Here is a 15,303-nt window from a genome sequence, read left to right on the forward strand (position 1 = left end):
CATGCTTCGCGTTTCAACGCAGATGATGTATACTCAGTCAATTGACTACATTAACAACAAGCTGTCATCCCTTACGGACCTGAATGAGCAGGCGTCATCCCAGAAGCGCGTGAACAGGCCTTCTGACGACGCTGTTGGTGCGGCAACCATTCTGAACCTGCGCACCACCCTGACCTCCTACGACCAGTATATGGAGAACGCCGACACGGCCAAGGGCTGGCTCGCCACCTCCGACAGCACGCTGACGCAGGTGTCCACGCTGATCACCCGCGCCAAGAGCCTGGCCGAGCAGGGCGCAACCGGCACCATGTCTGACGAGAACCGCAAGCAGATTTCCTTCGAGATGCGCCAGATTTATGAGCAGCTCATCGCCATGGCCAACACCAAGTACCAGAACAAGAGCATCTACGGCGGGCAGGTCACCGACCAGAACGCCTTCAGCGAATGCCTGTGGATGACCTCCAACGACGCTTCGTTGTCTGCGGCCAGCAACGGTTTCCGCATCGAGGGCAACAGCGACACCACAGTGCTGGTGCAGTTCCTGAAGAGCGGCGCCAGCATCGGCAGCTCCGCCACCATGAGTTCCTGCGACGTGCGTTACAGTATTGATGGCGGCAAGACTTTCAGGCTTGGCACGGTGACAAGCAATGCCGGTCAAATCGTTGTGGGCATGCCGGAGAGCGGCACCTCCATCACCTTTGCCAAGGACGTCCAGGTGAAGGTCAACAGCCCGACCGACACCAATGACACCAAGGGCTCCTGGATGTGGATACGGCCTTCGGCGGTATACAAGGGCGATGACGCTGACATGGCCTCCACAACGGTGAGCAGCACAGGAGCGGGAACCGGGCTGGTTGCCGCCACGGCGCGAGGTTCCTTTGCCGGGAACACCTTGGTGCGCATCGACAACTCCACAGCCGTGACCATGGGCGGAGACATCCAGTATTCCTACAGCCTGGACAATGGCATGAACTGGGTAACGGGCAACACTGTTGCCGCCGACGCCACCTCGAACGGCACCACCCTGAACATCGCAGGCGGCGGGCTGCTGACTTTGGCGTCTGGGGGCAGCAATTTGCTGCAACCCGGCGCGCAGTTTCTCATCAATCCGCATACCGCAGGCATCAGCCTGCAGATAAGCTCCAGCGAGTCCGTCAGGGTGAACGACGTGGGCAAGGATATCTTTGGCGGCATCTACCAGGATCCCAAGAAGGTGCTGGCCAACGGCGGCGCGCGGCTGACCATGTCGAGCAGCAACGCCTCCGCCGTGTTCGACTCGTCATCGAGCATCTACAACAGCAACGGCGGCAACGCGACCAAGAACCTGTTTGAGACCATGGGCAACCTGGTGGCATTTCTTGAGACCAACAATCAGCAAGGCGTCAGTCAGGCGTTGGAAGGGCTCAAGCTTTGCCAGATCCAGGTGACCACCTCACTTGCCAGCGTGGGCGGGCGCGAGAATCGCGTCAACACCACCAAGACGGTGCTGGGCAACCTGTCGGACAGCGTCACCGCGCAGCTCAGCTCCGTGGAGGACGTGGACCTGACCAAGCTGTTGACGCACCTGTCGCAGCAGGAAACGGCCTATCAGGCTGTGCTCAAGTCCTCGTCCATGATCATGCAGATGAGCTTAATGAACTACATTTAGAGGCGAATGCGGGCGCTTGCCGCGCCAACCGAAGGAAAACGGCTTCCGCGCTGGACATTTGCCCCGGCCATAGGCTAGCATTCTCCATTGCCGCGCTTGAGTGCGGCGCGGCCAGAGAAACGAAAGGCGATTACTCGAGGCATTATGCTTATCCTCACCAGGCGCCCCGGAGAGAGTCTCTACCTGGGCGACAACATAAAGCTCAAAGTGCTGAGCATCCAGGGCAAGCAGATCAAGCTTGGCCTGGAGGTGCCTGAGGATATGACTGTGTATCGGGAAGAGGTCTATCTTAAGATCAAGGAACAGAACAGCCTGGCCCTTCAGGCCAGTGAGCAGGATCTGCTTGCAGCGGCATCGTTATGGCAGGAAGATCAAAAAAAATCGTAATCCAGACCAAGCTGGGCGAACGCGAAGTGGCGCGCGATAGCGTGCTCTACTTTCCGCATGGCCTCATCGGGCTGGATGACAAGCGCGAATTCGTGCTCATTCCGGTGCGGGAGAACTCCCCGTTCCTGCTCTTGCAGTGTGTCACCGATTCCGGGCTGGGACTGCTGGTGGCCGATCCTTTCCCGTTCTTGCCTGATTACAATGTGAAGCTTGAGCAGGCCGAGAAAAAGATTCTGCGGGTGGAGAGCCTCCGCCAGATCGCAGTGCTGGTCACCGTGACGATCCCAAAGAATCGCCCGCAGGAAACCACGCTGAACCTATCCGGCCCGATAATCCTGAACACCTCGGCCCGCCTCGGGCTTCAGGCTCCGCAGATGGATTCCAAGTACCCCACGCATTTTCGCCTGGTGGACACCCCGCGCCCGGAAGACACGCAGCGCGCCGTGAAGGATGAACACCAGGAATAGAATTGGGCGCCCGGCTCAACTCAAAAGCCCCTGCCGACTTTTTGTCCGCTGGGGCTTTTGTGTATTATTGCCGCCGGTTGTGTGGGGCCTGCTTCTGGCGTAAGTGTCGCGTTGCACCGCAGGGCAGCGTTTGGGCGGGAGGCTCGCTTAGCGGGTCAGGTTCACTTCTTCACGAATCAGGTTGGCCGCAGCCTTGCGGATGTCCGGCTTGTAGGTGCCGGCCTGAACCTGGTCCTTGAGGTCGCGGACCTTGTCGGCGCGCGTATCGGGCGCGGTGTTGGCCACGCTCACGGCCGTCGCCAAGTTGCGGGCCTCTGGCGAGAGCGCCACCTTGTCGCCAAGCTGCCGGGCGCTTGCAGCGCCTTGGGCCGCCTGGTCCTGCTGCACCCGCGGAGTCTCCTGCAGCTTCTGCGCGGAGTAAGGGTTCAGCTCGCCGTATACCTTCTTGATCTCCATGATTCTCCCCCTCTGTTTTTGAGGGTCTTACAACATCGTGTCGTCAACCTTGTTCAAAGTGATCTCCCAGAGCCTGCGCATGATGCGCATCTTCTCGTCCGGGACGATCTCCTGCGGGCCTTCGGTGGTCTGGCGGAGGATCTGGACCTCGCCGCCATCCAGGGGGTAGTCGAAAAGCACCCGCTCGCCCAACTCCTGCTCCAGGTCCGAAAGAACCTTTGTCACCACCGGATTGTCTTGCCCGTTTACCAGGAGATTTTCAATGACCTCCTGGGCGATTCTCTCGACGAGCTCCTTGCGGCGCGCCTCCCGGGAGATGCTCACCAAGTCCTGCGCACCGGAAAGAGCAAGCGCACGCTTGAAGCGGGCGAGCCGCTTGGCGCTTGTCAGCTGCTTTCCATAGGTGCGCAGCATGAGGCGAACATTCACCGATTGAGCAGTCATCTCTTACACTCCTAGCTTGAGTCCTTTATCGTCACTTGCCGCAGATAACTTTAGGGCTGTAAGCGAAAAAAAACTACTTTGCGTAATTATTGTTGCCCGGAGGATGTGTTGAATGTTCTTGCGGATTTGTCTAGGGTTGACAAATGAGTGATGAAAAACGGTCTTTCCTTGTGATGCTGCGCACGGGCGATGCCCAGGCCAGAAGCCTTGGGCAGGAGATTTCCGATTGGCTGGCCGGTCGGAACGTGCTTACCACCCTGTGCGAACACCGCGTGGGGGGCGGCCTTGATTCTTGCGCGCCGCCGCTGGACCGGCCCTGGGACATGGTCCTGGTCCTGGGGGGAGACGGCACCTTCATCGGCGTTGCGCGCGTGTGTCTTCGCCTGGGCATTCCTGTGCTGGGGCTCAACCTGGGCCGGGTCGGCTTTTTGGCCGAGGGCGCGAGCAACTGGCAAAAGCGCCTTGAGGCGCTGCTCGCCGGGAAATACACCCTGTCGCGGCGCGTCTGCCTGGCCTACGAGGTGCTGCGCGCGGGGCGGAGCGTTTATACCGGCGTGGCGGTGAATGATGTGGTGGTTAGCCGGGGCGACATGGCCCGGCTCATTCGCCTGCTGGTGCTGCGCGGCCCGGAGAACGCGCAGGAGCGGGTGGGCGCCATGCGCGCCGACGGCCTCATCGTAAGCACTCCCACTGGTTCCACGGCCTACGCCTATTCCGCTGGCGGGCCGCTGGTGCACCCGGAGATGCAGGCCTTCTGCCTCACTCCTGTGTGCCCATTTTTGAATACCTTTGGGCCGATGGTTCTCCCGGCCGATGCTCCGTTGAGCATCCAGGTTGAGGAGCATCGGGGCGAGGTCCGCATGACCGTGGATGGCCAGCGCGCCTTCGGTTTGGAGCCTGGCGACGAGGTCTGGATTTCGCGCAGCCCGCATGACTTGGTGATGGCCCAGACCGCCTGTTGCAGTTCGTATTTCGCCAAATTGGCGAACAAAGGCTTCTTCACCCAGAGGTAGTCCGCAGTGCACAATTTCGCCTTCAACTCCGCCAAGGAGATCCGCTACGGCCAGGACCCGGTTTTGGATGCGCTTCTGCTGCATTTCATGACCGAGAACAGCCTGGAGCACTCCATCGACCCGGAGAACGCCACGCCGGAGCAGATCCGCTTCATCGTCTCCCTGGACGAAGACAGCTTCTACGCCCCCTGCGGCGACTGGATGCTGCACTTCCTGCTCAAGGCCAGGCTCGACGAGTCTTTGCGGAATGAATATGCGGACCAGTGGAATCTGCTGGTGCGCACCGTGTGCGCCGCAGTGCCCAAGGGGCCTGCGCGCCGGCGCATCCTGCACCTGTGCCGCCACAAGTTCCGCATGACGCTTAAGGCGCCCATCCTCATCCCCTCGCGCCTGCTGAAGCGCATGCTGACCATCTTTCTGGCCCTGAGCGGCATTCCCGATCCCTTCCAGGAGACGAAGCGGGCCATGAACCGCCGGGCGCAGGCCTTTTTGGAAAGCTCCTTCTACAATCGCTTGGTCAACGTTTGCCCGGATGAAAAGCTTGAGTGCGTCCGCATCACGGACCTGCGTTTTGAGCTTGATCTGCTTGAGATGGCGCGGCTGTTGTTCTTCTCCACCCACAAGCCTTTCTGGACCCGTGAAGACCCCACCAACGGCCTCAACGCCGACGACATGCGCAAGAGCCTGGAACGCGTCGATTTCTCACCCCTGCGCACTCTTTTCGCCACGGAGCGCGGCTCCCTGCGCATCCTCTACCTGCCCAGGGCCAGCGGTGGCATCCTCATGGACCTCAAGGTGGTGCGTTCGCTGCTTCGCCAAGGCCACCGCGTGGTGCTGGCTTTGAAGGACGGCTTCTATTTCGACAGCCCAACCGTATGGGATCTGGAGTCAGACCCCGTGCTGGCCGAGGCCTTCAAGGACGCCTATTTTCTCCAGAGCGACCGCGTGACCAAAAACGAGCTCCTGCAGGCCACCCGCGAACACGCTCTGGTGGTCATCTCCGATGGCACCCGCGAACGCTTCAACCCTTACCGTTTGAGTGTCACCTTCGCCCGCGCCTGGAAGGAGTGCGATCTGGTGCTGGCCAAGGGCGAGGCCTATTACCGCCGGTTCATCGGCACCAGCCACGAGTTCACCCGCGACCTGCTGGTGTTCTTCTGCGATGCACAGGGCAAGTTCCGCATGTTCTTCAAGGCCAAGCCGCCGCATGTGCATAAGTTCGGAGCCGACGCCATCCTGGCCAAGGCCGACGCCATCATAAGCCAGATGCGCGAGGCCAGGGCCGAGGGCAAGACCGTTATTTTCTACAGCGCCGTGGTGGGCAGCATCCCCGGCCAGGTCAAAACGGCCATCGAGGTCCTGAACACTTTCGTGAACCACCTGCGCTCGCGCCTGGAGGGCACCTTCATCATCAACCCCGGCGAGCACTTTGAAGAGGGCATGGACGCCGATGACCTGATGTTCATGTGGGAGCGCGTGCAACGAAGCGGTTTCCTGAACGTTTGGCGCTTCCAGACCGATGCGGACATCGAGAAGAGTTTCGAGCTCATGGGCAAGCGTGTGCCGCCCATCTGGGCCGGCAAGGATTCCACATACTCCACGGGGTGCACCAAGGAAATGCAGATCGCGCTTTCGGTGCAGAAGCGCCAGCCGGAATTGCAGATCATCGGCCCCAGCCCGGAAAAGTTCCTGCGTCGCAGGGAATACGGTGTGGGGCGCTTCTCTGACGTGGTTGTGGCGGGCTGATGATTCGACGAAGCGTTGGCGCAGGGCTCCGGGCGGCGCTGGCCGTTCTTCTGCTGGTGGCCTTGAGCGGCTGCGCCCTGCTGGACCATCTGCCCCGGCAGTCTCCTGGACGGCCAGCCTCCACTGTGCGCCGCGATCGCACTGGCGCCCCGGCCCAGCCGCGCCAGGACGATGGCTACGCCCCCCGGATCGCCGCAGCACGGGTGTATGAGCCCGCAGGGGCGGGCATCTCGGCTTTCCGTCCCCGCAGCGCTTCAGAGGCCCGCGTCTTGGCAGGCCGCCTGGACCCGGCGGGTCAGTCATTGCCCACTTTTGCCGCCCTGGCCGAGCCGTTGCGCCTGAGCCTGAGCTTTTTGGGCAGGCAGCGGCAGAGCGCGCCTGCGCTCATCCAGCCTGGCGGCAGCCTCACCTGGGGCCAGCTTTCAGCCACTGCCCAGGAACTGTACGATATTTTGCCCGACCTGGACGCGAACCCCGGCCTTTTGGCCGAGCGCTTCGTGTGGTATGAACTGGCTCCAAACCCGCTGGTCACCGGTTATTATTCGCCAGAGGTGGAGGCCAGCCTGACGCGCCAGCCGGGCTTCGAACATCCGCTCTACGGTCAGCCCCCGGACCTGCGCAAGGCCAGCGCCGAGGAACAGCGGCAGGGGCGCCCAAAGGTTTACCGCGCCTCGGGCGGGGCGGTGACCCCGTATCATGACCGCAAGGCCATTGACGTGGACGGCGTTCTCACCGGTCAGGGGTTGGAGATTGCCTGGGTGCGCACCCCGCGTGACGCCTTCGTGCTCCAGACCGAGGGAGCGGGAACACTGCTTTTGACTGACGGCAGTCGCCGCACGGTGCAGTACAAGGCTGGAAACGGGCATGATTTCCAGGGGCTGGGGCAGCTTTTGCTGTCCACTGGAACCCTGCCGAAGGAGCGCCTCTCGAAGGAGTCCATCCGCCAGTGGTGTGATGCCAATCCTGAACGTGCGCAAGAGGTTATGGCTCAAAATCGTAGCTACGTTTTTTTTGAGCTGCGGCCTGGCCCAAACGTCGGAGCCATGGAAAAACCGTTGACTGCGCTGGTCAGTCTGGCTACAGACCCAAGTCTTCTACCCTTGGGAGCCGTGGCCGCTTTGGACATCGGGCTGCCAGGGAAAAACGGCGGCGCGCCCGTCGGCTTTCATGGGCTGGTCCTGGCCCAGGATACCGGCTCTGACATCAGGGGCCATCGGCTTGATCTTTATCTGGGCGAAGGCGAAAGTGCCGAGCGTATGGAAGCGGGTCTGCGCTCAAGCGCCGGGCTGCATCTGCTGGTGAGCAAGAACGCGCTCCGGGCCACTGCATACACGAGAGGACAATGAGTAATCTTTCTTTTGACGACATTCGTTCCTTGCTGCGCCAGGCCTTCGAGGCCCAGGACAGCACCGTGGCCGACTGGCACCGCCAGGAGCCCGTTTTTTCCACCGAAGTTCCCGACGCAACTGATGCGGCAGGCTTTCTGGATCTTCTCTCGCGCCAGCACTGGTGCAACTTTCGTTTGTGGCACGTGGAGGACCGCGCGCGCCGCAAGGACGCCGGGGCGGAGCTCATCGCGGACTGCAAGTACGCCATCGACAAGCTGAACCAGCAGCGCAACGACCTCATTGAGCGCATGGACCTGTTTCTGGTGCGCGCCTTTGATCCCATAGTGCCTTCCGCGCCGCAGGGCGCTCGCGCCCGTTTCAACACCGAGACCATCGGCGTGGCCCTGGATCGGGGCTCCATCTTGGCGCTCAAGAAATACCATATGCAAGAGCAGGCCGAGCGCGCAGGCGTTACGGCGGATTTTGTGTCCGAGTGCAGCCGCAAGTACGCCGTGCTCGCCGAGCAGCGCGCCGATCTCTGCGAGTCGGTCATCGACCTCGTGGATGATTATTCGGTGGGGCTCAAGCGTCCCAAGGTCTATTACCAGTTCAAGATGTACAACGATCCGCGCCTGAACCCGGAACTTTACACCCGCAAGGCCGGGGCGTAAACGCGCGAAGCGAAAAGGGGGGCTCATGGCCAGGTTTGAAACCGTCATAGGCCTTGAGGTGCATGCCCAGCTCAAGACCAGGTCCAAGATTTTCTGCTCCTGCTCCACGCAGTTCGGTGTGGACCCCAACGAGAACGTGTGCCCCGTGTGCTCTGGCATGCCCGGCGTTCTCCCCGTGCTGAACCGCAAGGTGGTGGAGTACGCCGCCAAGATGGGCCTCGCCATCGACTGCGAGATCAACCGCAAGAGCGTGTTCGCCCGCAAGAACTACTTCTACCCAGATCTTCCCAAGGGCTACCAGACTTCCCAGTTTGAGCTGCCCATCTGCGAGCGCGGTCATGTGGACATTGTCACCGCCAAGGGGACCAAGCGCGTGGGCGTCACGCGCATCCATATGGAGGAGGACGCGGGCAAGAACATCCACTCCGCCCACGACAACGCCAGCTTTGTGGACCTGAACCGCGCCTGCGTTCCGCTCATCGAGATCGTATCCGAGCCGGACATGCGCAGCGCAGAGGAGGCCGTGGCCTACCTGAAGGCCCTGCGCAGCATCCTGGTGTACCTGGACATCTGCGACGGCAACATGGAGGAGGGCTCCTTCCGTTGCGACGCCAACGTGAGCGTGCGGCCCTTTGGCCAGGAGGCCTTCGGCACCCGTGCGGAGCTGAAGAACCTGAACTCCTTCAAGCACGTGCAGAAGGCCATCGAGTACGAGGTGGAGCGCCAGATTGACCTCATCGAAGACGGCGAGCAGGTGGTGCAGGAGACGCGGCTGTACGACTCCAACAAGGGCACCACGCACTCCATGCGCGGGAAAGAAGAAGCCCACGACTACCGCTATTTCCCTTGCCCGGACCTGGTACCCCTGGTGCTGGCCGAGGAGTGGCTGGCGCAGTGGAAGTCCGAGCTGCCGGAGCTGCCCAAGGCGCGCGAGGTGCGCTTCAAAGAACAGTATGGATTGCAGGCTGATGCCGCCGAGGTGCTTACGGCGGAGCGCGACATGGCCGAGTACTACGAGGCTGCCGTAAAGGCTTTCAATGAGCCCAAGAAGATTTCCAATTGGCTCATGACCGACATCATGCGCGAATTGAACGTGAGCGGTGGCCGCGCAGCGGACCTCAAGCTTGCGCCGGAGGGCTTGGCCTGTCTGGTGCGCCTGGTGGAAGAGGGCAAGATCAGCGCCAAGAGCGGCAAGGACATCTTGCCCGAACTGCTTGAGACCGGCGGCGATCCCGAGGCGCTGGTCAAGGCCAAGGGGCTGGTGCAGATTTCCGACACTTCGGCCCTGGCGGCTGACATCGACGCTGTGCTGGCCGAGAACCCCAAGGAGCTTGCGGAGTACCGCGCGGGCAAGACCAAGCTCATGGGTTTCTTCGTCGGCCAGATCATGCGCCGCACCAAGGGCCAGGCCAACCCGGCTGTAGTGAACCAGTTGTTGGCCGAAAAACTCAACTAGCTGATAGAGTATCTATTCCGAAGGATCCCCCCATGACCGAGCATATTCAGTACTCTCCGGATAAGGACGCCCTTGTCCTGCTTGACCAGCGCTACCTGCCCACGCGGGAGGAATGGTTCGTCTGCAAGACCGTGAAGGACATCTGCGAGGCCCTCGTTGTCATGGTGGTGCGCGGCGCCCCGGCCATCGGCGTCACCGCCGCCTATGGCTGCTATCTGGCCGCGCGCGAGGTTGCCGGAACGCCTGATTGGAAGCCCGCCCTGGCCGCCAAGCTGGAGCAGATCGCCAGCGCCCGGCCCACGGCTGTAAACTTGCGCTGGGCCGTACGCCTCATGCAGGCGGAATGGGCCAAGCACCCGGAATTCTCCTTCGACGAACTTGCTGATTTTTGGCTGGCCACGGCCAGGGTCGTCCATGTGGAGGACATCGCCACCTGCGAGGCCATCGGCCGGTCGGGCGCAGACCTTTTGGACGACGGCGACACGGTGATGACCCACTGCAACGCGGGCGCGCTGGCTACCGCCGGGTACGGCACGGCCCTTGCGCCCATCCGCGCGGCCATTGCCCAGGGCAAGAGCATCCAAGTCATCGCCAACGAGACCCGGCCCTTTTTGCAGGGTGCGCGCCTTACCGCTTATGAACTGCACAAGGACGGCATCCCGGTGAAGGTGGCCTGCGACAATGCCTGCGCCCTGCTCATGCAGCGCGGCCTGGTGCAGAAGGTCATCGTGGGAGCGGATCGCATCGCGGCCAACGGCGACGCGGCCAACAAGATCGGCACCTTCGGCGTGGCGCTCTTGGCCAAGGAATTCGGCATTCCGTTCTACGTGGCCGCCCCTGTGTCCACCATCGACCCGGAAACCGCCGATGGCAGCCTCATCCCCATCGAGGACCGCACCCCCCGCGAGGTGACCCACGTGGGCCATACGCAGATCACCCCGGACGGAGTAGGCGTGTTCAACTTCGCCTTTGACGTGACTCCGGCCCGGCTGATCCATGGCATCATCACCGAGCGCGGCGTGCTCACCGCTCCCTACACGGAGGCCATCGCGAAACTTTTTAAATAGTTCCTTTCAGGAACAAGCCGTCTCGCGGGAGCTCGGAAAAACCGGGCTGAGAGGATCCCTTGCACTGCTGTGGGATCGACCGAGAACCTGTCCGGGTAATGCCGACGAAGGGAGTATCTGCACTGGCGGAGCGCCGTCCCTTCAACGGGACGGCTTTTCGTTTGGGGCCCCATTCGGGAAAACCTTAACAGTAGCAGGAGTATCACAATGATTATTGATGAGAGGATTGTCACAGAGGCCATCGCCAGCACGTTCTTCGACAAGTTCAAGAGCTGCCTGGATCTCGACGTCGCCATTGTCGGCGGCGGGCCTTCGGGCCTCACCGCAGCCTGGAAGCTGGCCGAGGCTGGCCGAAAGGTGGCGCTTTTCGAGCGCAAGCTCTCCGTGGGCGGCGGCATGTGGGGCGGCGGCATGACCTGGACCAGCATCGTGGTGCAGGAGGAGGCCAAAAGCATCCTTGAGGACGCCGGCGTGGCGCTCATCGAATATAAACCTGGATATTTTGTTGCCGACTCTGTGGCCGCCACTGCCGCTTTGGCCTACCAGGCAACCCGCGCAGGGGCTCAGGTGTTCAACTGCACCAGCGTGGAAGACGTGGTATTGCGAGAAGTTGACGGCGTGAAGCGGGTCATGGGCCTCGTGGTGAATTCCAGCCCGGTGGAGATCGCGAGGCTGCACGTTGACCCGCTTGTGCTTCACTGCAAACATGCCATAGAATGCACGGGACACGATGTGGAGATGCTGAAGACCCTGGTGCGCAAAAATGGCGTCAAGCTGAACACCCCCAGCGGCGGCATCGAGGGCGAGCAGTCCATGTGGGCCGACGTGGCCGAGGCCAACACCGTGCGCTACACGCGTGAGGTTTTCCCCGGCGTGTGGGTTGCCGGCATGGCCGCCAACGCCACCTACGGCTCCTATCGCATGGGGCCGATCTTTGGCGGCATGCTGCTCTCCGGCGTAAAGGTGGCCGAGGCCATTAACGAATTATTGTAATGAAGTATCATAACTTATAGTAACGAAGTCCTGGCCGGGGCGACCCGGCCAGGCATCTGGAAACCGACCATGTTGCCCATTATCGCTCTTTTAGGCCGCCCCAATGTGGGCAAAAGCAGCCTGTTCAACCGCCTGGTGCGTCAGAACAAGTCCATTACCCACGACCTCCCCGGAGTCACCCGCGACCGCATATATGGTGAAGTCTTTGAGGAGGGCGTCCGCTTCGCCGTCATCGACACCGGCGGCATGCTGCCGGACTCCGAGGACGGCGGCATGGACAGGAGCGTGTTCGACCAGGCCACAGATGCTCTGGACGAGGCCGACGTGGTTCTTTTCGTTGTGGATGGCCGTGAAGGCATGACCGGGCTGGACCAGGCCGTGAGCGAGAAGATCCGTTCCTCGGGCAAGCCCGTGCTGCTGGTGGTGAACAAGGTGGACGGCCCGGAGCAGGAGGCCAAGGCCACCGTTGATTTTCACGCGCTGGGCTTTGAGATGACCACGGTCTCCGCTGCCCACGGCTACGGCCTGAACTCCTTCCGCGAGCGTATTGCCGAGCTGGCCAAGCCTTTTGTGACGCCCGAGCCAGCCGACGGCCCTGAGCTGGGCCTTAAGCTGTGCATGCTGGGCCGCCCCAACGCGGGCAAGTCCTCCCTCGTCAACACCCTTGTGGGCCAGAACCGGCAGATCGTCAGCGATGTTGCGGGAACCACCCGCGACTCAGTTGACGTGGGTTTTGAACTGGAGGGTCGCCGCTACACCTTTGTGGACACTGCTGGCGTGCGCCGCCGCACGTCCATCACCGACCACCTGGAAAAGCTTTCGGTGTACCGGGCCCTGTCCTCCAGCAAGCGCGCCGACGTCACCATTCTTGTGCTGGACGCCATGGAAGGCTTGAGCCACCAGGACAAGCGGCTCATCGCCTATCTGGCGGAGCAGCGCACCCCCTTCATGGTGGCCGTGAACAAGGTGGACCTTGTGCATAAGGATCGCATGGACGAATTGCGCGAGGCCTATGGCGAGGCTCTGCGCATCTGCTCCTATGTCCCGGTGTTGTACATTTCCGCCCTCACAGGCGCAGGCACGAACAAGATCCTGCCCTTGGCCGAGGAGATCCGCCGCGAGTGCGTCATCCGCATCGGCACCGGCGCCCTCAACCGCGCCATGTCCGAGGCCACCACCAAGCACCAGCCCCCGGTCATCAAGCGCCGCAGGGCCAAGTTCTACTACCTGACCCAGGCTGACGAAGATCCGCCAATGTTCGTGTTCTTCGTGAACGATGCGGACCTGGTGCCTGACGCCTATGGCAAGTACCTCGAAAACCAGTTGCGCAAGCTTCTTAAGATTAAGAAGGCTCCGCTGGCGGCGGTGTTCCGCTCCAGCCACGAGAAGAAAGAGGCCGAGCGTCCGCTCAATAACCGCCAGCCCCGGCTTGGCAAGTCGCGCCGTGAAATGGACGCCGCAAACGTGGACAAGCCGGCCCGGGCCGCCAAGCCTGGCAAGTCTTCGTCTTCGGGCAAGGCCTCGGCCAACAGCAAGCGGTCCGCCGGCGCAAAAACTGCGGCGTCGCGCAAGAAGGGTTGATTTTTGAGAATGCCTTGACATTCTGCTGAACGAAAGGGTAAAGGGTTCGTCCGCGCCCGCAAGGGACGCTTTATTGGAGAGGTGGCCGAGTCGGCCGAAGGCGCTCGCCTGCTAAGCGGGTATGGGCCTTAAAAGCCCATCGAGGGTTCAAATCCCTCCCTCTCCGCCAGAAATTATAAAAGCCTTGTTCCTCGGTATGTTGCCGGAGAACAAGGCTTTTTTCTTTTCACTGCTCCAGTACTCTGTTACAGTGGAGGTATGGAGCAGATGCCCAAACACCCGAGACTTTGCCGTCGTGGCGCGACCTATTATCACCGTGCCGCAATCCCCGTTGATATCGCTGACAGCTACCCCAAGACGGAAGAGACCTTTTCCCTTGGCACCAAGGACCACCAGGAAGCGGTGCGTCGTGTGCGCGTCGCTGCTGCCGAGGTGGACCGGAAGTTCGAGGCTCATCGCAGGATGCTCGCCCAGAAGGCGAAGCCTCCGCTGAAGGAGCTGTCGGGCGAAGAGATCAAGCGCATCGGCGAGGTCTACTACACGTATCTCCTGGAAGAGGACGAGGCCATCCGCTCCGAGCAGTTCTCCGAAGAGGAACGTCCGACCATCGTGCTGGATGATGATGCGGACGTAAACGAGATCATCCGCACCCACGGGTTTCGTCCCCCTAACTTCGAGGGCTACGCCGAGGATAAAGATGCCATTGATGAGTTGACCCGCCACGATTACGCCCGTGGCAAGGTGAACTCGTTCTACAAGGGCGAGGCCGAAGAGGTGCTGACCTGGGAAGGGATCAGCGTGAACCTTGATCCAGCCTCGCCCAGTTGGCGCAAGCTGGCCCGCGAACTTCAGGCAGCCACGATCAAGGCCACCAAGGCCGTCCGCTTGAGGAATGAGGGTGAGGTCGTGGAAACGCCTCGCGTCCCCGGCCAGAGACCAGAGTCGCGTGTGCCGCTGCTTTCCATGGCCGTCGAACAGTGGGTCGAGGAAAAGGCCCGGACGAGTTGGGTCGCCAAGACCAAGCGTTAGCATTGCAAGTGGATGGAACACTTCATCGCGGCCATCGGGGACCGGCCCCTGGATGCGTACACCAAGACGGACGCCAGGGCCTACAAGTCCATGCTGCTCAAGCTGCCTGCCAACTGGGTCAAGTTCAGCGAACTTCAGGGCCTGCCGCTCGACAAGGCTTCCACCAAGGCCCAGGAGCTTGGCATGGAGCCGATGACCGAGAGCAACGTCAACAAGCTGCTGGGCTTTGTCGGCTCGTTCTGGACGTGGGCCTCTGACCAGTATGACGAGGCACCGGCCAACCCGTTCAAGGGCCTCAAGATCAAGCAGCGCAAGCGCATCCGTGAAGAGCGTGATCCGTTCTCGGTGGAGGAGCTTCGAGCCATCTTCAGCGCTCCGATCTACACCGGGTGCGCATCACTCCGGGAATGGAAGAGACCTGGAGCGTTTGTTCCCCGCAACTCCGGCATGTTCTGGGTTCCGTTGCTCAGCCTGTTCACGGGCGCTCGCATGGGGGAGATCATCCAGCTCTACGTCGAGGATGTGCGGCAAGAGGATGGCATCACCTTCCTCGACCTCAATGACAATGGCGAGGACAAGCGCCTGAAGACAACCTATTCCCAGCGGTCCATCCCGATCCATGCGTCCATTTTGGACAAGGGCTTCATGGACCATGTGGCCTTGTGCCGCAGCCAGGGACAGAAGCGGCTGTTTCCTGATCTCGCCATGGGCGAGGATGGCTACTATTCCACGCCCTTTTCCAAGCACTTCAGCCGCTTCCTCAGGGCCATCGGCATCAAGAACCGCAAGAACGCCTTCCACAGCTTCCGGCACAGCTTCGAGGACGCCTGCCGTGACTCGGACATCCCCAAGGAGATCATGGACGCTCTCCAGGGGCATGGCCAGGAGGGCATGTCCGAACGGTACGGGCGGGGCTACTACCTGAAGAAGCTGGACGAGGCGATGAAACGGTTCCAGTACCGCGACCTCGACCTCTCGCATCTCAATGTTTTGGCGCAAAAATCCGAGAGGCCGTAA

At 61.5% G+C, this 15,303-nt stretch carries 15 protein-coding genes, 1 tRNA gene and 1 riboswitch; of the genes, 14 read left to right on the plus strand and 2 right to left on the minus strand.

Going from position 1 to position 15,303, the window contains the following annotated elements:
- Position 1: 1 nt before the first annotated feature.
- The 3 genes from flgL (at position 2) to fliW (ending at position 2,502) form a co-directional block, all read left to right on the plus strand.
- Positions 2–1,648 carry a flagellar hook-associated protein FlgL gene (gene flgL, locus Q8O35_RS04075; RefSeq protein ID WP_305570870.1) on the plus strand — a complete coding sequence of 549 codons (1,647 nt, stop codon included), beginning with the start codon at positions 2–4 and terminating at the stop codon, positions 1,646–1,648.
- 144 nt (positions 1,649–1,792) lie between these two features.
- Positions 1,793–2,035: a carbon storage regulator CsrA gene (gene csrA / locus Q8O35_RS04080; RefSeq protein ID WP_305570872.1), complete on the plus strand. Its 243-nt coding sequence runs from the start codon at positions 1,793–1,795 to the stop codon at positions 2,033–2,035.
- Positions 2,008–2,502, plus strand: coding sequence for a flagellar assembly protein FliW (gene fliW / locus Q8O35_RS04085; RefSeq protein ID WP_305570874.1), 495 nt, complete (start codon positions 2,008–2,010; stop codon positions 2,500–2,502). The genes csrA and fliW overlap by 28 nt, the downstream gene beginning before the upstream one ends.
- Before the next feature lie 147 nt (positions 2,503–2,649).
- On the opposite strand, the gene flgM is transcribed toward fliW, so the two are convergent.
- Positions 2,650–2,958, minus strand: a complete 309-nt coding sequence (gene flgM / locus Q8O35_RS04090; RefSeq protein ID WP_305570876.1) for a flagellar biosynthesis anti-sigma factor FlgM — start codon at positions 2,956–2,958, stop codon at positions 2,650–2,652.
- Between the two features lie 27 nt (positions 2,959–2,985).
- On the minus strand, positions 2,986–3,402 hold the full coding sequence (locus tag Q8O35_RS04095) for a DVU0524 family FlgM-associated protein (protein ID WP_305570878.1): 417 nt from the start codon (positions 3,400–3,402) through the stop codon (positions 2,986–2,988).
- Between the two features lie 143 nt (positions 3,403–3,545).
- On the opposite strand from Q8O35_RS04095, the gene Q8O35_RS04100 reads away from it, so the two are divergent.
- From Q8O35_RS04100 to Q8O35_RS04150, 11 genes are all read left to right on the plus strand, one after another.
- Positions 3,546–4,415, plus strand: coding sequence for an NAD(+)/NADH kinase (locus Q8O35_RS04100; protein ID WP_305570880.1), 870 nt, complete (start codon positions 3,546–3,548; stop codon positions 4,413–4,415).
- Between the two features lie 6 nt (positions 4,416–4,421).
- Positions 4,422–6,161: an ARMT1-like domain-containing protein gene (locus Q8O35_RS04105; protein ID WP_305570882.1), complete on the plus strand. Its 1,740-nt coding sequence runs from the start codon at positions 4,422–4,424 to the stop codon at positions 6,159–6,161.
- Positions 6,161–7,507, plus strand: coding sequence for an MltA domain-containing protein (locus tag Q8O35_RS04110; protein ID WP_305570884.1), 1,347 nt, complete (start codon positions 6,161–6,163; stop codon positions 7,505–7,507). Before Q8O35_RS04105 ends, Q8O35_RS04110 begins: the two co-directional genes overlap by 1 nt.
- A complete protein-coding gene (locus tag Q8O35_RS04115) occupies positions 7,504–8,160 on the plus strand; it encodes a DUF4254 domain-containing protein (protein ID WP_305570886.1) in 657 nt (218 codons plus the stop codon). The genes Q8O35_RS04110 and Q8O35_RS04115 overlap by 4 nt, the downstream gene beginning before the upstream one ends.
- Before the next feature lie 25 nt (positions 8,161–8,185).
- The gene (gene gatB, locus Q8O35_RS04120) at positions 8,186–9,616 is read left to right on the plus strand and encodes an Asp-tRNA(Asn)/Glu-tRNA(Gln) amidotransferase subunit GatB (protein WP_305570888.1); all 1,431 of its coding nucleotides are present in this window, start codon (positions 8,186–8,188) and stop codon (positions 9,614–9,616) included.
- A gap of 32 nt (positions 9,617–9,648) precedes the next feature.
- Positions 9,649–10,683: an S-methyl-5-thioribose-1-phosphate isomerase gene (mtnA, locus tag Q8O35_RS04125; protein WP_305570890.1), complete on the plus strand. Its 1,035-nt coding sequence runs from the start codon at positions 9,649–9,651 to the stop codon at positions 10,681–10,683.
- Positions 10,684–10,697: 14 nt separating this feature from the next.
- Positions 10,698–10,813: riboswitch (TPP riboswitch) on the plus strand.
- A 77-nt stretch (positions 10,814–10,890) separates the two neighbouring features.
- The gene (locus Q8O35_RS04130) at positions 10,891–11,676 is read left to right on the plus strand and encodes a sulfide-dependent adenosine diphosphate thiazole synthase (RefSeq protein ID WP_305570892.1); all 786 of its coding nucleotides are present in this window, start codon (positions 10,891–10,893) and stop codon (positions 11,674–11,676) included.
- A 69-nt stretch (positions 11,677–11,745) separates the two neighbouring features.
- Positions 11,746–13,257, plus strand: coding sequence for a ribosome biogenesis GTPase Der (gene der, locus Q8O35_RS04135; protein WP_305570894.1), 1,512 nt, complete (start codon positions 11,746–11,748; stop codon positions 13,255–13,257).
- Positions 13,258–13,332: 75 nt separating this feature from the next.
- Positions 13,333–13,426, plus strand: a tRNA-Ser gene (locus Q8O35_RS04140).
- A 98-nt stretch (positions 13,427–13,524) separates the two neighbouring features.
- On the plus strand, positions 13,525–14,286 hold the full coding sequence (locus Q8O35_RS04145; RefSeq protein WP_305570896.1) for a DUF6538 domain-containing protein: 762 nt from the start codon (positions 13,525–13,527) through the stop codon (positions 14,284–14,286).
- 12 nt (positions 14,287–14,298) lie between these two features.
- Positions 14,299–15,303 carry a site-specific integrase gene (locus Q8O35_RS04150; RefSeq protein ID WP_305570898.1) on the plus strand — a complete coding sequence of 335 codons (1,005 nt, stop codon included), beginning with the start codon at positions 14,299–14,301 and terminating at the stop codon, positions 15,301–15,303.

This window comes from Humidesulfovibrio sp., assembly GCF_030689645.1.
In the GTDB taxonomy this organism is placed as follows: Bacteria; Desulfobacterota; Desulfovibrionia; order Desulfovibrionales; family Desulfovibrionaceae; genus Humidesulfovibrio.